Genomic DNA, 22,675 nt, shown 5'->3' with positions numbered 1-22,675 from the left:
CATAAGCCTTTTTATTTTAAACTATTTAGGTAGGCTATAAGAGCAACTATTTCACGAATTTCGCCGTTTGCAAAAGCTTTTTTGATCTCTTCATCTCTCATTTGATCAACTATCATGCCAGCTTCAGCTAAAACATCTTTTTGCGTCTCTTCCCAACTACCTAGTTTTGGCATATCAGGCATATTATAAGGTGCATTAAATACCTTTTGAACAGTTAGCGCCTCTGCATAAGCAGTTTTTATATCGGCTGCTTTTTTAAACATATGCGTATATGCAGGCATTATAGAGCCTGGTACAACAGACGTTGGATCTTTCATGTGATTTTCATGCCAGTCGCTTGTTCTGTAGTTACCAACCCTCCAAAGGTCAGGACCTGTTCTTTTTGAACCCCAAAGGTGTGGACGATCATAAGCGTATTCGCCACTTATAGAATACATACCGTATCTGTCAGTTTCGCTTTTAAACGGACGAATCATTTGCGTATGACAAGTATTACAGCCATCTTGCATGTAGATATTTTTACCGGCAAGTTGTAAAACCGTATAAGGTTTTGCGGTATCTAACGGTCTTGCACGATTTGCAAAGTCAGGTAAAATTTCTACTATACCGGCATAAGCGATAACGATAAAAACACCGACTGCAAAGAAGAATGGATTTTTCTCTAACCAACTAAACATTTGACACCTCCACGTTTAAGCGTCCGCCCATCGGAGATGCGTTTTTAGGCTCTGCCGATATAGTCGGTGCCGACATTGATTTATAAATATTATAAGCAAACATGAAAAAGCCTATCAGATACAAAAGACCGCCGATGGCTCTTATCCAGTAGTATGGTATAAGCACGACAACAGTATCGATAAACGAGTAAAGAAGGTTGCCGTATTGATCAGTTGCTCTCCACATCATACCTTGAGTAATACCTGCTATCCACATTGATGCGAAATAAAGCACGATACCGGTTGTTTGTATCCAAAATTGTGCTTCCATGATAGACTTTGAGTAAATTTCACGTTTGAAAAATCTCGGCGTCATGTGATACATAGCAGCCATTATCATAAAGCCTATCCAGCCAAGTGCGCCGTCATGAACGTGCCCAGGTATCCAGTCAGTGTAGTGAGCTAGGGCATTTACAGACTTGATAGAAAGGATCGGACCTTCAAGCGTCGAGAACATGTAAAATGTCGAAGCTAGGATCATAAATTTAATTAGAGGATTTTCACGAAGTTGAACCCACTCGCCTTTCATTGTTAAAAGAATGTTTATCGCAGAACCCCAAGACGGAAGTATAAGAACGACCGAGAAGATCGAGCCCATCGTCTGCATCCAGTCAGGCACTGTTGTATAAATAAGATGGTGTCCACCCGCCCAAAGATAGATAAACATAAGTCCCCAGAAAGAAAATAGCGATAATTTATACGAAAATATCGGCTGACCGCTCTCTTTTGGCAAGAAGTAATAAATTTGAGCAATAATGGCAACAGTAAAGATAAACGCAACAGCATTGTGTCCATACCACCATTGAACTAAAGCATCGTTTGATCCGGCATACATAGAAACAGAGTGCAACCATGAGCCGTGTCCTGAAATAAGACGTGTAGGAACTTCCATGTTGTTAAACAGATAGAGCATGGCAACGCCCAAAAATGTTGCTATATAATACCAGATAGATATATAAAGCGTCTTCTCGCGGCGAATTCCTATAAGGCCAAATATACTAATCCCCCACAAAACCCAAACCAAAACAACGCCTATATCTAGCGGCCATTCAAGTTCGGCATACTCTTTTGCTGTGCTAACGCCTGCCCAAAGCGAAACGACGGCAGCGGCAATAAGTATCATGTAAAGCCAAAAATGAAGTTTACCTATAAACATCAAAAATGGCGACTCGCTCATCGAAACTTTCAAAACGCGCTGTCCGATATAATACCACGTTGAAAAAATTCCGGAAAGTAAAAAACCAAAGACTACGCCATTTGTATGAAGCGGTCTTAGTCTGCCGAAAGTCGAGTATTCTCCGGCGATATAGTTCAGATCCGGATATGCCATTTGAAACGCTATTATAACGCCAATTAACATACCCACTATACCGAAAAGTATCGTGGAAAACATGAAAAGTTTAGCTACGGTATAGTCATAGCTTAACATTTGACCTGGTCGCATTAAATGCCTCCTTGTTAATTTTATATTAATGAATAATATAATAAACGTTATTTTAAAATATTATTTATATGAAAAAACTTAAATGCTACAATTTTATTTATATTAAAGCTAAATTATAAATTTACGTCTATTTTATATCCAAGGCCAGGTATATTTTTAACAAAATCATTTCCCACTTTATCTCTTACGCGTTTAACAAATGTTCTAATCGCGGCTTCAGAAACACTCTCTCCAACCCAAACTACGTTTTTGATCTCGTCGTGTAACACAAGTGCACCAAGGCGTTTTATCAGCAACGAAATAAATGCCAACTCTTTTTTTGTAAGCGGAATTTCAACTCCGTCTTTTATCAAAACTCTCTTGGTTTTGTTAAATGTGTAACCTTTTGCAACTTCGATAATGTTTGTAGTTTCTATCTTGCTTTTTGCTACATGCTCAAGAGTGGTTAAAAACTCGTCCATATCGATAGGCTTCATGATGTATTTATCCACGCCGACATCTATAGCCTTAAGAAGTCTCTCTTTTTCACTATAAGCACTAAGCACGACTACCGGCGTATCTTTTGAAATTTCTTTTATATGCATTGCCATTTCAAGTCCATCGCTAATAGGCATAGCAATATCGGTTACAACAATGTCGGGATTATACTTTTTAAATTTTTTAAGTCCCTCGTCGCCGTTTTGTGCGGTTATAACATTGGCAAATTCGCCCGTCATAACATCTTGCATGAGCTTTCTAACTTCGTTTTCATCCTCAACTATCAAGATCATTAAATTTTCTAAAATTTTACTCATCAAATTCTCCTTGTATTGGTAATCTCACTATAAAACAGGCTCCACTTGCGGTGTTTTCCGCTGTTATCTCGCCATTTGCTCTATCTATTATAAGTTTTGACATATAAAGACCTATGCCGGTACCACTAGAGGAATGCTTAGTGGTGAAATAAGGCTCAAAGATCTTGTCCTTAACATGCTCGTCTATCCCGCCTGCATTGTCTGAAATTTTTAAAACACCAAAATTTTCTTCAAGTAAAACCTCGACCGTTATTGTCTTATCTTCAACCTTTCTTTCTATCAAAGCATCTTTTGCGTTGTTTAATAAATTTATCACAACCTGATCAAGCTGTCTTTTATGTCCGTAAATTTCAACATCGTTTATGATATTTAACTTAAGAGCTATCTCTTCTCTTTCTATCGCACCTTGGAGCATAAAGATAGAGTCATGCACCGAAGATGAGATGTGAAATTTCTTAGCTTCTTTATCTACAGCAAAAAAACCTCTAAAGTCTTCTATCGTATTTGACATATTTTTTATGATATTTTTACATCGCCTGTATGAATTTTCAAATTCTTCATCACTGTTGTTTGCGGTTTTTTTCATTTTAAACAACGCGATACTAAGTTCATTTAAAGGCTGTCGCCACTGGTGAGCTATGTTTGCTATCATCTCTCCCATGCTGGCAAATCTTGACTGGATGACTAAAAGCTTTGTTTGCTCTTCATTTTTAGCGACTTCAGACTTTATAATGTCTTGCAAATTTTCATTTAAAGCTCTTAACTCGGCAGTCTTCTTTCTTACGCGCTCTTCAAGTTCTGAATTTAAAATTTCAAGCTCGTCTTGCGTCTTTAAAAGTTGCTCATTTAACTCGATAACCTTTGTGACGTCATGCCGGATCGCTAGAAATTCCTCTATATCACCCTTTAAATTTAATATAGGGATGATAGTCGTGTTTAGATATACGACCTTACCGCTTTTAGTTAAATTTTTAGCTATGGTTTTATAGACTTTTTTATCAAGTATCGTGCTCCAAAGTCGCCTAAAACTCTCTTTTGGTACATCAGGATGACGAACGATGTTGTGATTTTTGCCGATAAGCTCTTCACGAGTGTATTCACTAATCTTGCAAAATTCATCATTTACAAAAGTAATAATACCATTTATGTCGGTTTTTGAGACGATATTGCTCTCTTCAACAGCATTTTGATACTGCTTAAACCTAGCCTTTACATTATCCATTATTTGCCATATATCCTAAAAAAGTGAGATAAATTCCATTTAAAATTACGATTATAAGTGATATTTTAAACATTATTTGCTTAAAAGTTTCATTAATGAGATTAAAAAATGTAACAAACCCCACCATAACAGGAAGTGTAGACAAACCAAAAAGTAGCATTATAAGAGCACCATTAACTACAGAAGATGATGCGATCGCCATTGCAGCAAAATAATAAACCACTCCACAAGGAAGCAAACCGTTTAAAAAACCGAGTGCGACAAAATTTAAAATTCCATGTTTTTTGCTAAGTTTAAAAGCATTTTTGGTTACGAATTTAGATATTTTATCGTTTTCTATAAATTTTAATAAATCCCCCCTTACCCAAAGCGCAACGCCTATAAAAACAAGAAAAAATCCTATCATAAAAAACAAAAATGCACGCGAAGTTCCGCTTATAACAAAGATCCCGCCAAATGCTCCAAAAACAGCACCGATGAGAACATAGGCAAAAATTCTAGCTAAGTGGTATAAAGTAGTAAAAAAGAGTGTTTGTTTTTGTGTTTTGTCTTTTAAAAAAAAGGCTTGCAAACCCAAAAAGCCACCACACATGCCTATGCAGTGGCTAAAACTGCTTAAAAAAGCAACGCTTACTATACTTACAACAGTGGCAAAATCCATCTAAATTTATAAAATTTCTATAAACTGTTTAAATATATATTTGCTTTCATTTGGTCCGCTGCTAGCCTCTGGGTGATGCTGAACGGAAAATACCGGAAAATCCTTATATCTAACACCCTCTATAGTTCCATCAAATAAATTTCTATGTGTTATATGAGCGACCTCGGCGATCTCTTCAGGAACATTATAGTTGTGGTTTTGAGTAGTTATCTCGATCGCTTTTGTTTCTAAATTTAGCACAGGATGGTTTGCTCCATGCTGTCCGAATTTTAGCTTATAGGTCGGATAACCCATGGCATTTGAAAGAAGTTGATGTCCAAGACATATCGCAAATATCGGGATTTTAGCGTCTATGATCTTTTTTATCTCGGATATTTCCGACTTTAAACTTTTTGGCTCTCCTGGACCGTTTGACAAAAACACACCATTTATTTCGCCGTTTTTAAATTTTTCTATCAGATACTCGGCTTTTACGCTATGAGGAACAACAACCACCTCAAGACCGACTTCGCAAAGCTCATTCAAGATGTTTCTTTTTACGCCAAAGTCAAGCACAGCGATCTTTTTGCCGATACTTTTTAAAGGCTTGTAAATTTTAGCGGTTTTATCCCAACTTCCAAATTTATGCTCGTATTCATCAGTTGAACCTACAACTTTTACATAGTTTGTATCCTCTATGCGTCCGCTTGCTTCAAGACGACGTTTAAGCTCTTCTTTGTCGCTAATTTGCGTTGAAATATACGCCATCAAAGCACCCTCGTCACGAAGCATTTTGGTTAAAAATCTAGTATCTACATCATAAACGCCGAATTTACCTTGCTCTTTGAAAAATTCTCCCAATGTTTTTTGCGACCTATAATTTGACGCAAATTCATTATAAGAGCGCATGATAACGCCACTTGCATAAATTTTATGGCTCTCCATATCGTCATCATTTACACCCACTATACCGATTTCAGGCATAGTAAATACGATAAACTGACCTGCATAGCTAGGATCACTCATGATCTCTTCATAGCCGGTTAAAGATGTGTTGAAAACAAGCTCGCCGGCACACTCGCCGTGAGCTCCAAACGCTTTTGCTTCAAGATATGTGCCGTTTTCGATGTAAATATAAGCTTTCATTACAGCATTCCTCTTTTTTTAAGTTCGTCTTGATAAAGGCGCTCAAAAACAATGTCATACTCCTGGGTTCCCGGGATAAGTTTATGTTTATAACTCTCTATCTTTTCAAGAACATCATCTTCTATCTTTTCGTAATTTTTCAAATACCCGTCTATCGAGCTGTAGATAACATTTTTAACGCGGTTTTCAGAGACATTATACTCAACCAAACTACTCTTCCATATCGTCTCTAAAATTTTATGAGCTACGTTGCTAAACCTATCCTCATGGGTTAGTATCACATCAAAATCAGCCGCTAACTTTTTCTTTATAAGCCAGAACATGTTTTTACGATCAACTTGCATAAGTTGCATTTCGTCTTCGTTTTTCTCTAAAAGCTCGTTAGCTCTCTCCTCTAAGGCTCTCTCTTTTACTATATCTTCATTTAAAATTTCAGTAGCCTTAGCAACTATCGGTTCTATGCCTTTGTTTAGCTTAACAAAGCCACAATTTAAAAGATCTATCGCTATTTTATGTGCGACATAAGGCACATGTGGTAGTTTCATCCGCATATTTAACCCTTTATTTTTTTATTACATTGTAGCTAAAAAAAGGTAAAAATCCGTTAAAATTTAAAGAGATAAAGTGGTCAAAATGTTAAAAATAAACCGAAATTTAAAATTTTTCTTTTTTATTTGTTTCGTTTTATCTTTACAGCGTAGTCGCCTTTGTTTTTTATAACATAAATTGTATCTTTAGTTTTATATAAAGGACGGAAATTTACAGTTTTTACACCGCTATCACTATCTTGTATAAACTCGTCATAATCAGGCTCTGCAAAAATTCTCTCCCCCACATTAAGACCTATCGCAGGAAGCCAGCTAAGGAGCGAAAAAAGTAAAACTATAACATAAAATGCACGAAAAAATTTTCTAAATTTAGAATAGAAAAACGCATAACCGACAAATAAATAAAGAGGAGCAAGCCATAAAATAGGCACATTATGTATAAAAATGACATTAAAATACTCATCAATGCCGTAATGGTCAAAGTAATTAACCTTAAGCCCGGCAAATAGAGTAAAAATCGGAGCTAAGACAAACAAAAATCCCACAAAAAAAGAATTTATAATCTTCATCTTAGCCACCTTTTTTGTTTTGATTATACTAAAAACAAGCTGATTTTAGCCATCAAAATAAAAATTTACTACACATATCCTTGATCGATCATCGCGTCGGCTACTTTTCTAAATCCCGCGATATTTGAGCCAAGCACGAGGTTGCCTGCATCGCCAAATTCCTCACTTGTAGCGTATGAAATTTCAAATATATGATTCATTATGCCGCGAAGTCTTTTATCAACCTCCTCAAAGCTCCAAGATGTCATGCCTGCATTTTGCATCATCTCAAGTCCGCTAGTACCTACGCCTCCGGCATTTGCGGCTTTAGCGGGGGCAAAGTAAAAGTCTTTTTGCGCAAGCATGAAATTTACGGCATCAAGCGTGCTTGGCATATTCGCACCCTCGGCTAAGAATTTACATCCATTCGCATAAAGGACTTTAATGTCGGCTAAATGAACTTCGTTTTGCGTAGCACAAGGAAATGCTCCGTCACAAGGCACATCCCAAACGCCGTTGCGTCCCGGTGCGTATTCGTTTACGCTTATGTATTTTGCATGCGGTCTAAATTTGGTGTATTCACTCAAGCGCTCTCTTCGAACCTCTTTTAGTTCTTTTAAAAGTGCCACATCAATACCTTCACTATCATAGATATAACCGTTTGAGTCAGATGCGGTAATAGGCAACGCACCAAATTGATATAGCTTTTCGATGGTGTAAATAGCAACGTTTCCACTTCCGCTGATAGAGCATTTTTTACCCTCTAAGCTAAGACCTGCTTTTTTAAGCATGTTATCTGTAAAGTAAACTAAGCCATATCCGGTTGCTTCAGTTCTAGCAAGACTTCCGCCCCAGTTTAGTCCTTTTCCTGTTAAAATTCCATCAAATCTTCCTGTGATTTTTTTGTATTTGCCAAAAAGATAGCCGATCTCACGTCCGCCAACACCGATATCTCCTGCAGGAACATCGGTTGTATTGCCTATATGTCTGTAAAATTCTTCCATAAACGCATGGCAAAATCTCATTATCTCATTATCGCTTTTGCCCTTTGGATCGAAGTTACTTCCGCCTTTTGCACCGCCGATATTAACGCCGGTTAGTGAATTTTTAAAAATTTGTTCAAATCCTAAAAATTTCAAAACGCCTAAATTTACACTAGGATGAAGTCTTAAACCGCCTTTATACGGACCGATGGCTGAGTTAAACTGGACACGATATCCGTTGTGAACTTGCGGTTTGCCCTTATCGTCAACATAAGTCACGCGAAAAACAACGGTTCTTTCAGGAACGGTGATCCTCTCCAAAATAGCGTGTTTTTTATATTTATCTTCTCTTGATATCAAAGGATCAAGGTTGTAAAGAACCTCGGTAGCTGCCTGGATGAACACCTCTTGACCAGGATTTAGTCGTTTAAGATCTTCTAGAATGCCATTGATGTATTCGCTCATTTTTGCTCCCTTTTGATTAATTTATAGTTGAATACTAACATGCCTATAATTTTTTTTAGTTTAAAAATACTTTCAGTTTTTTATTTTAGGCATTTGTGTTACGTATGGTAACTAAGAGCATAAGAGCTTACGCAAAAGCTGTATAAATGGGCATTACAAACATTGCATATATTTTTTAAAAATTTATATGAATTTAGAAAATTGATCGTTTAAGATATGATTTTTACAAAAATTTAAAGAAATATGAGAAGTGTATTTATCTTATGCGCTTTATATTGGTTTTTGAAATTTTATAAATTTTTGATCCTTTAGCTTGGTAAAATCGCTCATCTACAACAATATCGGCAACATTTCTAGCCCAAATTTCATCAAAATTTTCGCCATGTCTGTTCGCGCTTGTAGAGTAAAGCCAGCTGTGCATGTCAAGAAATTTAGCATGCTCACCATCTTTTACAACCCTGATCGCTTTTAAATTTGGATACAAAAATGTAGTTTTTTTAGAGCGCCTAACCATGTTTTTAAATTTATTTGGCACTCTTGTTAAGTTTTGCAAAGTGGCAAATTTGGCAGTTGCGATCAAGCATGGTTGGTCTAGTTTGCGCTCTTTTACTCGGTTTAGCTCGCGGTAATCCTTGCTTAAAAATCCTGCCGTCGTATCGGTTTGCGCTAGATATATCAAATTTGCACCCCTACTCGTAAAATTTAATAAATTTAGCTTTTAGCTCATTTATGGCATCTGCCATCATCTTATCCTTATCCACAGCGCCCACCGATGTGCCCTCAGCTCGCACGATATCAAAGCTCTCAAACCCCATAAAATCAACAAAAATGCCTTTTATGTAAATTCTAGTTAGCTCCATAGGCGAGTATTTTGGATCGTTTTGCGAGTAGATCCCACCGCTTGCTTGAAGTAGCATAACCTTACGTCCATCGTTCATTAACCCTACAGATCCGCCTGTAACGTATTGAAAGGTTTCGCCCGCCATGAAGATATTATCAATATAGTTTTTTAGCTTTGAAGTTATGTTGAAGTTATGAAGCGGAGTAACGATAACTACGCGCTTGCAGCGTTTAAACTGTGCTAAAAGTCCGGCTTGTGCGTCTGCTACCTTTTGCTCGTTTTGGCTTAATTTTTCTTCGTTTGAAATTTTTGCCCAGGCATTTAGCATATCGCCGTCAAGCGCTGGAATAAACTCATCGGCTAAATTTAAAATTTCGAGTTTATCTTCGTCAAATTTAGCCCTAAATTCAGCCAAGAAAGCATTTTGTAGCTTTTTAGAATATGAATTTTCCTCATTTAAAAACGGGTGTGCGTTTATGATTAAAGTTTTAATTTTATATCCTTTATTTTAAAGTTGTATTATAATATTTTTCTGCGACTTTATTGCTTGTCTTTTTTTGCTAATAAAAATATACAAGAGATGATCAAAACAAACCCCGTAAAGTCCAAAAACACAAACTCCGTCCCAAGCCAAAAGTATGCAAAAAGTGCCGCACTTACGGGCTCTATGCAAGCTATCAAGCTAGCCTTGCTAGCCCCTAACGACTTAACGCCTACCATGTAAAAACTAAAGGCGCAAATCGTGCCAAAAAATACAACCGAGATAAAGGCTAAATATCCGCTCACATCGCTCACACCGTTTAAATTCCACACTCTCATAAAAAACGCAAGCAACACCCCGCCTATCACCATCCCCCAGCCTAAATTTAACGTAATGGGGTATTTTTTATTAAGCCTTGTGGGCAAAAGATTATAGATACAAACACAAACCGCGCTTAAAAGACAGTAAAATAGAGCCTTTGGACTAATAACAAGCGTGGTTAAATCGCCGTGAGTTGCCAGTAAAATAACGCCCAAACTAGCTAAAATTAGAGCGATTAGCTCATTTATCTTGGGCGATCTTTTTTCTATCACACAAACAACCGCCAAAATAAGTGCTGGTGCTGAATACTGAATAACGGTCGCAACGGCGGCATTTGATAGCTCTATCGCATAAAAATAGCTGTATTGCGTCAGCATAAGACCTAAAATGGCATAGATTAACATTTGCGGAAGAAGCCTTATGTCTTTTATCGGTGCAAGCGCGCTTTTTGGCGAAGTGATAAAGTAATAAACAACAAGCGCCAAGCCTGCCAAAAGCAAGCGATACGGCACAAGCCAATCGCTACTAATGCCCTTTTGCGTAAATAAATACTGCCCGCAAACTCCGCTAAATCCCCATAAAATCCCGCCAAGAAGCGTGATAGTAATGCCAAAAAATTCATTTTTTACTAATTTTATCATTAACAACATACCTGAGTTTAAATTTAAATAAGCAGTACTGCTCCCTTTTAAGTAGCCAAAATTTAAAACTACGTTTTATTACATTAAATAGTCGTATTGTCTTAAACGCTCTTATGTCTTGTAAATTTATGTTTGAGTTCAATTTATCATCACTATTTTTATAATTATATAAGAACTACTTTAAACAAATAAAATTTAAACAAGTGCGCTTGAAAATATTATACTTTTTTTATACTTTTGTATTAAAATGATTTCTTAATTTAACAACAAAGGAGAGTAGTAAATGGATAAAAACAAGCTAAGATCAGTCGCTGCGGCATTTTTACTTTGCTGTATGCCAAATTTCATGCTAGGACTTGATATAGCAGGAGCAGATACCGAGATCTTGATAGATGACAAAGAAGCAGGCACATTATATAAAGGCACTCATGTCCAAAAAGACGGAAGCAAATACAAAGTAAGCGCATCGGTAATGAGCGGCAATGAATATATTTTGTTTTATAATGACATGGATAGGATAAAGCTTGCAAGGATCACTGGCGAATCTGTTAAAAATTTAAAAATCATATCAGAAAAAGAAGATGAGTATGGCGTCAAATGGAAAAATATAGAGCTTAGCTTCAACATAAAAGACCCAAGTGTTATCAAAAACACAAAAGATGGTTTATGGGAGGCCGAAGAGGATCTTTATCTTCGTTGTGGCAGCTGTCATGTTGCAAAAGCGATAGATGAATACACCATAAACCAATGGCCAAATGTCGTAAAAACCATGAGCGACAGAGCAGGTCTTAACAAAGACGAAACAAGACTTGTCGGCTCATACTTGCAATACAAACTGTTAGACAAATCAAACAAATAACCACGAAAGGAAGAAAAATGCAAAGACGAAATTTTCTAAAGGGAATGGCGTTAGGCGTAACAGCTGCACCAATGCTATCAAGTGCTAAAATTTTAAGCAATAGCAAAAAGGTAACAACAGCCACACACTGGGGTCCACTTGAAGCGACTATCGAAGATGGCAAGCTAACGGAAGTTGAGCCACTAAGCTTTGATTCAAATCCACCTCTAATGAACAAAGCTGTTCGCAGCAGAACATACGATGAAACTCGCGTGCTTTATCCCTATGTTAGAGAAGGATTTTTAAAAGATCGTCACAAAAGCGACACTACCATGCGTGGCAAAGATAAATTTGTGCGCGTAAGCTGGGAAAAAGTAAATCAAATCATCTACGAAGAGATCGCAAGATGCCAGAGGGATTTCGGTCCAGAAAGCATATATGCCGGAAGCTACGGCTGGTTTGGTATAGGCAACCTAAATAACCCGCAAACTCTATTAAAAAGAATGTTAAATTTAACCGGCGGCTTTGTAGATAGCAAGGGAACTTACTCTACCGGTGCAATCTCCGTCGTAACACCGATAGTAATGGGAACAAACCATTATTTTAGACACACAAGCTTGGATAATATCGCAAAACATACGCAAACTCTCGTGCTCATAGGTTGCGATCTAGTGCGCACCACACAGATAAACTGGGACGTGCCCGCGCATAAGTCTTATGATGGATTTGTAAAAATTAAAAACTCCGTAAAAGAGGGCAAACTAAAAGTCATCTCGATAAATCCTTTGCGCACAGACAGTGATAAATTTTTTGATGCTAAAAATATAAAAATCATACCAAACACAGACGTCGCGCTCATGGTTGCAATGTGTTATCATCTATATGAAACAGGTCTTTATGATAAAAATTTTATCGAGAGATATACGGTTGGATTTGATAAATTTAAAGATTATTTTACAGGCAAAAGTGATGGAGTAAAGAAGGACCCGGCTTGGGCTAGTAAGATCACAGGCATTAGTGAAAAAGAGATCAAAGAACTAACTCAAACCATGGCTAAAACAACAACCATGATCATGCCTGGCTGGTCACTACAAAGACAAGACCACGGCGAGATGGGAAACTGGGCTGTATTTACACTAACTGCCATGCTTGGACAAATAGGCAAAAACGGCGGCGGATGCGGTGCAAGCTACCACGGTGACGGTAATGTCGGCTCGACAGAGCGTGTTGGCGTTTCAATACCAGGCATAACAGTAGGCAAGCCGATGACTTATAATGCAGGAACAGGCAACGATACAAGCTCGTTTGAGCAAAGCTTCTCAAACAAAGCGATACCTGTAGCTAAAATTTCAGACATGCTACTAAATCCGGGCAAGAGCATAGATTATAATGGCACAAAGGTAGAATTTGCCGATATTAAGCTTATCTACTGGGCAGGCGGTAACCCGATGCACCATCATCAAGACCGCAACAAAATGATAAAAGCATGGCAGAAACCGGAAGTTATCATCAACCAAGACCCATACTGGACTGCCAGCTCACGCATGGCAGACATCGTTCTTCCTGCTTGCACAGAGATAGAGCGTGACGACATAAGCGTTGTTGGCTCCGAGTCCAAAACAGGTCTTATCGCACTTAAAAAAGGCATAGAGCCTGTTGGCGAGTCAAAAGCTGATTATGATATCTTTACCGATATAGCCGATAAATTCGGCAGAAAAGATCTATTTACCGAAGGTAGAGATGCTAAAGGCTGGGCAAAATACTTCTACGAGCAAGCCATGGAACAAGCTGTTGCCAAAGCTATAGAGCTACCTAAATTTGAGGCATTTTGGGAGAAGGGCTATTATGAATTTACAAAAATGGAACAAGGCGGGGACGACTATGTTGCATTTAAAGAATTTGTTGAAGACCCGATAGAAAATCAACTAGGAACTCCATCCGGCAGGATAGAAATTTTCTCCAAAAAGGTTGCATCTTACGGATATGACGACTGCGAAGGTTATGCTAAATTTTACGAACCGGTAGAATGGCTAGGAAACGCTACTAAGGATTTCCCATACCACCTAATATCGCCGCACCCAAGACACAGACTACACTCTCAACTAAACAACACCATCTTGCGTAAAGTGTATGAAGTAAACGAGCGCGAGCCTGTCTTGATAAATCCGGAAAATGCAAAAGAAAAAGGCATAGTTGACGGGGATTTGGTTCTTGTGTCGTCAAAACGCGGTAAAATTCTTTGCGGTGCAGTTGTGACGGATGATATTAGAAAAGATGTTGTATGTGTAGCAGAAGGCGCATGGTATGATCCGCAAGATCCGGGCGAGATAGGTAGCATGTGTGTTCACGGTGATGTCAATGTCTTAACTATCGACAAAGGCACATCAAAACTAGCGCAAGGCAACATATCGCATACCGCGCTTGTAAATATAGAAAAATTCACAGGCACAGCACCTAAAATCAAGGTCTTCTCAAAGCCTAAAATGTAATTTTAATGTCCGAGTCTTCTCGGACATCTTCCGCCACTAAACTACTCGCAAAGTGATAATTTATAACCGATCCCTTGAATGTTTTTAATAAGTGTTGCATAAGTTTTGTTGCGTAGTTTGTTTATATAATTTCTCATAGTGTCAAACGACGCGACCTTGCCGCTCCATGTGAAATTTTCTATCATTTCAAAGGATACCACTCGGTCTTTATTTATCGCTAGTATATGCAAGAGTCGTTGCTCTGTTTTAGTTAGTGCGATGTTTTCATCGCCGCTATAAAGAGTTCTACTTTGGATATCATAGCTAAAGCCTTGCCCTAAATTTAAGCGCTCTAGCGCCTTTATACCGTTTTTGCTAACCATTAGCATGGTGATTAATAACTGCTGTTTATCAAATGGCTTTTTTAAAAGACTGCTGTTTTGTATGGTTATTAAATTTTGTAAATTTTCATCGGTATCATAGGCTGTGATAAATATTATCGGAGTTTGCTCATCAAGTTTTCTAATGTGTTTTACCATCTTTATGCCATTCATGGAAGTCATATTTATATCGGTTATGATCAAATTTATATCATTTTGACTAAAAATCTCGAGTCCATCTTTGCCGTTTTGCGCTTTAAAAATTTGCCCCACATAAGGCTCGACAAGCTCTTTTATAACATCTCGCAGATGCAAATCATCCTCAACCAAAAGCACGTTTATATGACTAAGTTCTTTAAATATTGTATTCATTTTAGTAACTCTATCTCAAATTTTGTCGGGTTTGCGGCACTAACGAGCTTTATATCGCCACGTAGTTTTTTCTCAAATATCAACTTGCAAAGATAAAGCCCCATGCCGGTGCCTTCGCCACCTTTTGTTGTAAAAAACGGCTCAAATATCTGTTTAGCCAAATTCTTATCAATACCGCCGGCATTATCCTCTATGCCGATCGTAAATTTTTGCCGATCCTGTCTTAATGTCACCGTGATATATGGCTCAAAATCACATCGCATAGCCTTTTTAACAAGCTCGTCTTTTGCGTTTATGATGATATTCATTAAAACATGTTTAACATATGTCGGATAGCTTGTGATCTGATGTTCCTCATCATCATAAATAAAATTTAACTTTATATTTTTTACCTGAAGTTGAGGCCTACAAATATATAAAACATCGTCCATTACGTCAATCAGATCAAAACTTTTTTCACAAAAATCCTCTTTATAAAAATTCCTAAAAACATCTATCGTTTCGTTCATCAGGTCGATATTCATACGCATATTTAATATATTTTTTAAAGCTTTTTCATTAGCACTCATGCCGCTAAGTAGCTCTTGCGTGTCGCTTGCTAAAAGCAAAAGGGTATTAAGGGGTTGTTTATACTGATGAGATATCGCGCTTACCATCTCGCCAAGAGCAACCATTTTGGAATTTTGTAATAAAATTTGCTCTTGTTTTTGCTTATTTTGTTCCAAATCTATCTCATGCGTAACATCGTGAGCCATGATAAATACTCCGTCAAAAACACTGTATTTATCCAAAAGCGGTAAAAATTCGACCTTATAAAACAACTCGTCTTTTTTTAAAGTTAAGCCAAAACTTTTTTTAGGGTTATTTGTAATTTGCTCAAATATATCTTGCATGTTTTGATTTTGATAGAAGATATCCGGAAGCTCTTTTAGGTTTTTGCCGATATTTGCCTTAAATTTTAGTCCGAAAATCTTTTCAAATTCTTTATTTATAAAGGCGATATTGCCGGCGCGATCAGTTATAACAAGTCCACCGATAGGGTTTTTAGAAAAAAGATTTAACAAATGCTTGCTCTTGTAAAATTTTCGCTGTGCGATATAAATAGCAACAAATGCGTAAACCCCAAAAAGCACTAATGCCAAAAATATACCCAGATCTCGCAATGTCTTTTTATTAACCTGCTTATAAATCATCGTCTCATCCAACACGCTAACTAATATCCAGTCGCTATTTGCCAATGTATCATAGACAAAAATATATGGCTTGTTTTTTATAAAAATTTGCTCATTTCCCTCTCTTTTTTTAGATATGGTTTTTAGTGCATTTTTTACTTCGATACTATCAAAGTCTAAAATTTGACCCATTTTATCCAGTGCATTTTTGCCGTTTACCATCAAAAATGCCGAACCATTTGAAAGCGGAAAAAGCGTTGCAAGCTCTTTTTGAAAAATTTCAAAATCCAAATCAGCCGTCAAAACACCGATAAATTTACCATTTTTAAAAAGCGGCGTAGATACCGAGATAACATATATATTAAGTAGCCTATCAACATAAGGCTCGGTAAACCCAGTTGCCATATTTTTCTTTGCCGCTATAAACCAAGGGCGGTTTGAAAAGTTATATTGCGGTTCGATATTATTACTGGCGATAAATTTATACGTATCTATATAACCGGAATACACAGCCAAAAATCCTGTCGTCCTAGCTATGATATTAAGCACGCCTTTTATAGTGTCATAATCTGTCGCATACTCTTTTGTTTCTATAAATCTAGCCGTCTCTTCAAGCAGTCTCTTTTGCTGCTCTATCCTCTCGTTGATAATGGCTTTGTATTTTTGAACGGTCGTAACTTGACTAGCAACTGCTACATTGTATGTATATTTTTTATTTTCATCATAATTTGTATAGACTAAATAAAAATAACCAACGGCAAGAATAGCTAAAAAATAAAAAATTACCTGTTTAAATTTCATTATAGCATTATAGGATTTTTAAGATAAATTTACTTACTCAAACAAAGCAAAATACACAAAAGCGTTGTTTGGTTAAGATATTGACTTTATTTTAAATTTAAACACTAAAAACAAGCATGAATGCAAGTGCTAACATTATCACGCCTACTATAAATTCTAAAATTTTCCATGCCACCGCCTTTTCAAAAAATGGGGCTAAAAGTCTAGCACCGTATCCAAGCGAAAAGAAAAATACAAACGACGCACTTACGGCACCTGCTCCAAAGATGTTTGCATTGGTGCCAAATTTAGTAGAAACAGAGCCAATGAGCATAACGGTATCAAGATAAACATGCGGGTTTAGCCAAGTAAATGCGAGTGTTAAAAGAGCTGTTTTTGTAAGTGACGCAGTAGCAAAACTTTGTGGCTTTAGGGCGTGCGTCATCTTATATGCGCTATAAAAGCTTTTTATCCCGTAAACAAACAAAAATGCCCCACCACCATATCTAGCAACACTTTCTAAGTAGCTAAATTTTTGCGTCATATAGCCAAAGCCGCCAACTCCTGCTACTATCAAAATAGCGTCTGACATAGCACAAATAATACAAACTAAAAATACAAATTCTTTTTTGATGCCCTGCTTTAGCACAAAGGCATTTTGCGCTCCGATAGCAAGTATAAGTGATAAACTAGTAAGAAATCCGGATATAAAAGCATCCATAAAAAACCCTTAAAAGCGCAGTTTTACGCCAAATTTCGATGTATATAAACGCTTAAAATGAGATCAAATTTATGGTCTAAGCCATAGCCTAGACCATAAATTTGATTAATTTTTAAGATATTCTTGAAGTGATCTTACTTCGTAAGCCGAGCCGTCTTGAACGCTTTTGATCGACTTAGCGGCCGCAAGTGCCGCACGCATCGTGGTAAAATACGGTATCTTAAATCTCAAAACATTTTGGCGAATTTTTTTACCGTCATCGGCATTTGATTTGCTATCGCTTGTGTTTATCACAAGTGCGATATCGCCGTTTTTAAGCTTATCTTCGATATTTGGACGACTTTCGCTGATCTTATATACAAATTCCGCTTTTATGCCGTTTTCGTTTAAAATTTTATGCGTTCCACCGGTTGCCGTTATGTTAAATCCAAGCTTGATAAGATCTCTTGCTAGCTCACTTGCATAAGGCTTATCGGCATCGGCTAAGGTTAAAAATACAGTTCCGCTTGTAGGCAAGCAGTTGCTAGCAGCTATCTGGCTCTTAACAAAACTTCTAGCAAAATCAGGACTTATACCCATTACTTCGCCTGTTGATTTCATCTCAGGCCCAAGGATTAAGTCAGCACCCGTTAGCTTATTAAACGGAAATACCGCCTCTTTAACACAAACATGATTTTTGATATTTGGTAATAAAATTCCGTCTTCTTGTGTTAAAACACCGTAACTGTCGTAGAATTTAAGTGCTTCACGTAAATTTCCCTGCCACATAACCCTGGTTGCAACCTTTGCCATCGGTATGCCCGTAGTCTTGCTTACAAAAGGCACGGTTCTACTTGCTCTTGGGTTTACCTCGATCATATAAAGCTCATTTTCATAGATCGCAAACTGGATATTCATAAGTCCGATAACGCCTAAATTTAAAGCTATATCACGAGTTTGAGCACGGACTTTATCTATCATCTCCTTACTTAAACTCATCGCAGGCAAGATACAAGCGCTATCTCCGGAGTGGATGCCTGCCTCCTCTATGTGCTCCATTATCGCACCAATATAGACATCTTTACCGTCACTTATCGCGTCTACATCAAGCTCTGTTGCATCTTGTAAAAATTTATCAAGCAACACGGGAGAGTTGTTGCTAACCTGAACTGCCTCATTCATATACTCTTTTAGCTCCGCCTCACTATGAACTCTTCTCATCGCTCTACCGCCTAATACATAGCTTGGACGAACAAGCACGGGATACCCTATCGCAGCTGCCTTTTCGATAGCCTCTTTTTCACTTGTAGCGGTATCGTTTTTAGGCTGTTTAACACCTATCTTATCGATAAATTCGCTAAATTTCTTTCTGTCTTCGGCAACATCTATGGTTCTTGCGCTTGTGCCTATTATCTTTGCTCCAGTTATAGTCAAGCGTTTAGCAAATTTAAGAGGAGTTTGTCCTCCAAAATGAACTATAACACCGTCAGGCTTTTCGCACTCTATAACACTTCTTACATGCTCAAAATCAATCGGCTCAAAATAAAGTATATCGCTTGTATCATAGTCGGTTGAGACGGTTTCTGGGTTGCAGTTATACATTATCGTTTTTATACCAAGATCACGCAATGCATAACTTGCGTGCACACAACAATAGTCAAACTCTATGCCTTGTCCGACGCGGTTTGGACCACCGCCTATTATCATGACTTTTTTATCGCTAGTAGCAGCTTTAGCCTGCTTGCTCTGGGTGATATTTGTAGTAGAGTAAAGATAAGGCGTTAGGGCTTTAAATTCTCCCGCACAAGTATCGACTTCGTTGTATTCAAGGCTTATACCAAGCTTTTCGCGAGCGAAATAAATATCATTTTGACTAAGTTCAAGGTTGTCTTTTTCATTTATCAAATGCGCTATCATCTTATCCGAAAAACCCATAGTTTTGGCTTCTCTAAGCAAATTTGCGTCATTTAATATATCCATATCGATCTTGTCTTCAAATTTTACTATTTGATGAATTTGATCCAAAAACCAAGGATCGATCTTGCTAAATTCATGAATTTCTTCTAAGCTAAAGCCTTGTCTGTAAGCTTCGGCTATCATTAAAATTCTATTTTCATTTGCATTTCTAAGACCGTATATGAGTGCATTTTTATCTAAATTTAAAGAGTTAAATCCGCTCAAATCACGCTCCATAGAACAAAGCGCCTTTTGGATACTCTCCTTAAATGTCCTGCCTATTGCCATAACTTCGCCAACAGACTTCATTGCCGTGCCAAGATAAGGGTTAGAGCCTGGAAATTTTTCAAATGTAAAGCGAGGAATTTTAGTAACGATATAATCGATCACAGGTTCAAAGCTAGCAGGAGTTCCTGTAATGTCATTTTTTATCTCATCAAGGCTAAATCCAACCGCCAAAAGAGTAGCAACTTTTGCTATAGGATAGCCCGTAGCCTTACTAGCAAGAGCAGAAGAACGTGAAACGCGTGGGTTCATCTCTATAACGATCATTCGACCTGTTTTTGGATGTATAGCAAACTGGACATTTGAGCCACCCGTATCAACACCTATCTCGCGAAGTATAGCAAAAGAGGCATCGCGCATAACTTGATACTCTTTATCTGTTAGCGTAAGCGCAGGAGCTACCGTGATACTATCTCCGGTATGAACACCCATAGGATCGAAGTTTTCGATAGAACAAACTATAATACAGTTGTCGTTTCTATCTCTTATAACTTCCATCTCATACTCTTTCCAACCAAGTAAACTCTCTTCAATAAGAATTTCATGTATAGGAGAGGCCTCAAGTCCAAGCTGAGCAAGCTCTTTAAATTCGTCTATATTATACGCTACGCCGCTTCCTGCTCCACCAAGAGTAAACGACGCCCTTATAATGATAGGAAAGCCGATATCATTTGCCGCATCTAATGCCTCTTGAAAACTGTGAGCATAGTGGCTTTTAGGAAGATCCATGCCGATCTTTTTCATAGCTTCTTTAAAAATTTGTCTATCTTCGCCTTTTTTTATAGCCTCAGGGTTTGCGCCAAGAAATTTGACATCTCCTAGCATATTTGCCTCATAAAGCTCCATGGCAACATTAAGAGCAACTTGACCACCCATCGTAGGCAAGATAGCATCGACATTTTCTCTGTCTATGATGCGTTTTATACTCTCTTTTGTTATAGGTTCAACATAAGTCGCATCGGCAAAATCAGGATCAGTCATGATCGTAGCCGGATTTGAGTTTATTAATACAACGCGATATCCAAGCTCTTTAAGCGTTTTAGCAGCCTGTGTGCCGCTGTAGTCAAACTCACAAGCCTGACCGATAACGATCGGACCCGAACCTATAAGCAAAATCGTTTTAACATCATCTCTTCTTGGCATTATCTTTCCTTTGTAACAACATATAAATAACTTGGTATATTAATCTGAGCATAAGGCTCGACTAAAACGCTTTGGTATAAACTCTCATCAAAAATTTCAGACACTTTTCCAACAGGTACTCCGCTAAAAAATGCTCCGTCAAGACCGCTAGTAAAGACCTCATCGCCGATCTTTGGTCTTAGCCATTGAGGTATAAATTTGATCAAAATTCCATTTTTATTACCATGCGCGATACCTGGAATTTTGTCGTTGCCTATATAAACGGAAAATAGACTCTTTGGGTCGTTTTGAAGCAAGGCAAGCGGTTTGCCGTCCTTTTGTATCACAACACCTGCACTTTTTCCTTGGTATATAAGACCGTAAATTTTATTTGGATCATATCCTTCAAATTCGGTTATCCAAATTTTATTATAATCCCCGATATTAGCATAACTTAACCCCTTTACAAGACGAACTTTAGGGGCGTAAGCAGTTGCGTTTTTATCTTTTAAAATTTCATTTAGCTCGTTTGCGAAGGTGCTAAGAAGCATTGCCGATCTTTCAAGCTCGGCATTTTGCTCTCTTAGGCTTTTAATCTCGGCAACTTGCCTAAAATGTTCATTTATCTTATCTTTTAAATTTTTTGCGATATCATCATAAAAATTTATAACATAATTACTCGCTTTAACCGACAAATTTGTAAAAATTCCGCCTTTATAAACGGAAAATACAATAAGTAGTGCGATTAAAGCAAAAAGAGTAATCTTAGTCTTCATTTATTAGCTGCTGAAGCAAACTTATCTCTTCTAGTGCTTTTCCGGTTCCGTGCGCAACCGCAAGCAACGGCTCATCTGCAACAAAAACAGGAAGTTTAACGATATCAGAAAGATATTTGTCAAGTCCGCGTATAAGCGCACCACCTCCGGTCAAGACTATACCTGTTTCAACGATATCACCCGCAAGATCAGGCGGCATCATCTCAAGAACGGTTTTTAACGCATCGGCTATCTCTTTAAGAGGCTCTCTCATAGCCTCTCTTACATCTTCGCTAGTTAGCTCTACGCGGCTTAAAAGTCCGCTAACCTGGTCGCGACCTTTTACTACTACCGTTAGTTCCTTATCTAGCTGAATGGCAGAGCCGACACCGATTTTGATCTCTTCACCCGTTCTTTCTCCGATAAGCAAGTTGTATTTTTCTTTTATATAGTTTACTATACTTGTATCTATCTTATCTCCTGCAGTGCGGATAGACTTGCTTATAACTAGTCCTCCAAGAGATACTACGCCTATCTCGGTTGTTCCACCACCGATATCTACTATAAGGCTTCCTTGCGGCTCACGAACCGGTAAATTTGCTCCTATGGCTGCAGCCATAGGTTCTTCTATCAAAAATACCTCTCTAGCACCGGCACTTAGCGCACTCTCTCTGACAGCCTTTCTTTCTACTTGAGTAAGACCGTAAGGCACGGAGATGATTATGCGAGGGCGGATAAAGCTCTTTCTTTTATGCGTCTTTTCTATAAAGTAGCGTATCATTTTCTCAGTCATATCAAAGTCAGCGATAACACCGTCTCTCATCGGACGAATCGCCTCTATATCACCAGGAGTTTTACCAACCATCTCTTTTGCCGCATGTCCTACGGCTAGAATTTTTTGTTTCCCGTATTTTTCACGACGAACCGCAACTACTGAAGGTTCATTTATAATAATCCCCTTATCTTTAACAAGCACAAGGGTGTTTGCCGTACCAAGGTCGATACCCATATCGCTTGAAAAAAACCCTATCAGTTGATCTAAAAACATTTACTTCCT

20 protein-coding genes are annotated in these 22,675 nt (G+C 37.8%); 2 read left to right on the top strand and 18 right to left on the bottom strand.

What is annotated here, in order from left to right; all coding sequences use genetic code 11:
- Window positions 1-11: 11 nt before the first annotated feature.
- From ccoO to CCAL9328_RS02940, 12 genes are all read right to left on the bottom strand, one after another.
- Entirely contained in the window at window positions 12-677 is a 666-nt protein-coding gene (ccoO, locus tag CCAL9328_RS02995; RefSeq protein WP_169971932.1) for a cytochrome-c oxidase, cbb3-type subunit II, read from the bottom strand.
- A complete protein-coding gene (gene ccoN, locus CCAL9328_RS02990) occupies window positions 670-2,160 on the bottom strand; it encodes a cytochrome-c oxidase, cbb3-type subunit I (RefSeq protein WP_169937617.1) in 1,491 nt (496 codons plus the stop codon). Before ccoN ends, ccoO begins: the two co-directional genes overlap by 8 nt.
- A gap of 113 nt (window positions 2,161-2,273) precedes the next feature.
- Window positions 2,274-2,954 (bottom strand): response regulator transcription factor, encoded by a 681-nt coding sequence (locus CCAL9328_RS02985; RefSeq protein WP_169937619.1) that lies wholly within the window; start codon window positions 2,952-2,954, stop codon window positions 2,274-2,276.
- Window positions 2,947-4,176 (bottom strand): PAS domain-containing sensor histidine kinase, encoded by a 1,230-nt coding sequence (locus CCAL9328_RS02980; RefSeq protein ID WP_169937621.1) that lies wholly within the window; start codon window positions 4,174-4,176, stop codon window positions 2,947-2,949. Before CCAL9328_RS02980 ends, CCAL9328_RS02985 begins: the two co-directional genes overlap by 8 nt.
- On the bottom strand, window positions 4,169-4,837 hold the full coding sequence (locus CCAL9328_RS02975) for a sulfite exporter TauE/SafE family protein (protein WP_169937623.1): 669 nt from the start codon (window positions 4,835-4,837) through the stop codon (window positions 4,169-4,171). The genes CCAL9328_RS02980 and CCAL9328_RS02975 overlap by 8 nt, the downstream gene beginning before the upstream one ends.
- 6 nt (window positions 4,838-4,843) lie before the next feature.
- Window positions 4,844-5,962: a glutamine-hydrolyzing carbamoyl-phosphate synthase small subunit gene (gene carA / locus CCAL9328_RS02970; protein WP_169937625.1), complete on the bottom strand. Its 1,119-nt coding sequence runs from the start codon at window positions 5,960-5,962 to the stop codon at window positions 4,844-4,846.
- The gene (locus CCAL9328_RS02965; RefSeq protein ID WP_169937627.1) at window positions 5,962-6,513 is read right to left on the bottom strand and encodes a DUF507 family protein; all 552 of its coding nucleotides are present in this window, start codon (window positions 6,511-6,513) and stop codon (window positions 5,962-5,964) included. Before CCAL9328_RS02965 ends, carA begins: the two co-directional genes overlap by 1 nt.
- 119 nt (window positions 6,514-6,632) lie before the next feature.
- Window positions 6,633-7,079: an isoleucyl-tRNA synthetase gene (locus tag CCAL9328_RS02960; RefSeq protein WP_169999961.1), complete on the bottom strand. Its 447-nt coding sequence runs from the start codon at window positions 7,077-7,079 to the stop codon at window positions 6,633-6,635.
- Window positions 7,080-7,147: 68 nt separating this feature from the next.
- Entirely contained in the window at window positions 7,148-8,506 is a 1,359-nt protein-coding gene (gene gdhA / locus CCAL9328_RS02955; protein ID WP_169937631.1) for an NADP-specific glutamate dehydrogenase, read from the bottom strand.
- A 256-nt stretch (window positions 8,507-8,762) separates the two neighbouring features.
- On the bottom strand, window positions 8,763-9,185 hold the full coding sequence (locus tag CCAL9328_RS02950) for a Sua5 YciO YrdC YwlC family protein (protein WP_169971935.1): 423 nt from the start codon (window positions 9,183-9,185) through the stop codon (window positions 8,763-8,765).
- Between the two features lie 10 nt (window positions 9,186-9,195).
- The gene (locus CCAL9328_RS02945; RefSeq protein ID WP_349304189.1) at window positions 9,196-9,825 is read right to left on the bottom strand and encodes an FMN-dependent NADH-azoreductase; all 630 of its coding nucleotides are present in this window, start codon (window positions 9,823-9,825) and stop codon (window positions 9,196-9,198) included.
- Window positions 9,826-9,887: 62 nt separating this feature from the next.
- Complete coding sequence (locus CCAL9328_RS02940; RefSeq protein WP_169999960.1) at window positions 9,888-10,790, bottom strand: DMT family transporter; 903 nt, start codon at window positions 10,788-10,790, stop codon at window positions 9,888-9,890.
- Between the two features lie 283 nt (window positions 10,791-11,073).
- On the opposite strand from CCAL9328_RS02940, the gene CCAL9328_RS02935 reads away from it, so the two are divergent.
- Together CCAL9328_RS02935 and CCAL9328_RS02930 are read left to right on the top strand one after the other, a co-directional pair.
- Window positions 11,074-11,649 (top strand): hypothetical protein, encoded by a 576-nt coding sequence (locus CCAL9328_RS02935; protein WP_169999959.1) that lies wholly within the window; start codon window positions 11,074-11,076, stop codon window positions 11,647-11,649.
- A 17-nt stretch (window positions 11,650-11,666) separates the two neighbouring features.
- On the top strand, window positions 11,667-14,117 hold the full coding sequence (locus CCAL9328_RS02930) for a molybdopterin-dependent oxidoreductase (protein WP_169999958.1): 2,451 nt from the start codon (window positions 11,667-11,669) through the stop codon (window positions 14,115-14,117).
- Between the two features lie 41 nt (window positions 14,118-14,158).
- On the opposite strand, the gene CCAL9328_RS02925 is transcribed toward CCAL9328_RS02930, so the two are convergent.
- The 6 genes from CCAL9328_RS02925 to CCAL9328_RS02900 form a co-directional block, all read right to left on the bottom strand.
- Window positions 14,159-14,848, bottom strand: a complete 690-nt coding sequence (locus CCAL9328_RS02925) for a response regulator transcription factor (RefSeq protein ID WP_169937641.1) — start codon at window positions 14,846-14,848, stop codon at window positions 14,159-14,161.
- Complete coding sequence (locus tag CCAL9328_RS02920) at window positions 14,845-16,821, bottom strand: PDC sensor domain-containing protein (RefSeq protein WP_169999957.1); 1,977 nt, start codon at window positions 16,819-16,821, stop codon at window positions 14,845-14,847. Before CCAL9328_RS02920 ends, CCAL9328_RS02925 begins: the two co-directional genes overlap by 4 nt.
- Window positions 16,822-16,918: 97 nt before the next feature.
- Complete coding sequence (locus CCAL9328_RS02915; protein ID WP_169937645.1) at window positions 16,919-17,521, bottom strand: LysE/ArgO family amino acid transporter; 603 nt, start codon at window positions 17,519-17,521, stop codon at window positions 16,919-16,921.
- Window positions 17,522-17,626: 105 nt separating this feature from the next.
- Window positions 17,627-20,884: a carbamoyl-phosphate synthase large subunit gene (carB, locus tag CCAL9328_RS02910; RefSeq protein WP_169999956.1), complete on the bottom strand. Its 3,258-nt coding sequence runs from the start codon at window positions 20,882-20,884 to the stop codon at window positions 17,627-17,629.
- Window positions 20,884-21,639 (bottom strand): rod shape-determining protein MreC, encoded by a 756-nt coding sequence (gene mreC / locus CCAL9328_RS02905; RefSeq protein ID WP_169937649.1) that lies wholly within the window; start codon window positions 21,637-21,639, stop codon window positions 20,884-20,886. The genes carB and mreC overlap by 1 nt, the downstream gene beginning before the upstream one ends.
- Complete coding sequence (locus CCAL9328_RS02900) at window positions 21,629-22,666, bottom strand: rod shape-determining protein (protein WP_169937650.1); 1,038 nt, start codon at window positions 22,664-22,666, stop codon at window positions 21,629-21,631. The genes mreC and CCAL9328_RS02900 overlap by 11 nt, the downstream gene beginning before the upstream one ends.
- Between the last annotated feature and the right edge of the window lie 9 nt (window positions 22,667-22,675).

The organism is Campylobacter sp. RM9328 (assembly GCF_012978615.1).
Note: the sequence above shows the minus strand (reverse complement) of the source record. Positions and strands in the feature narration are given on the sequence as shown.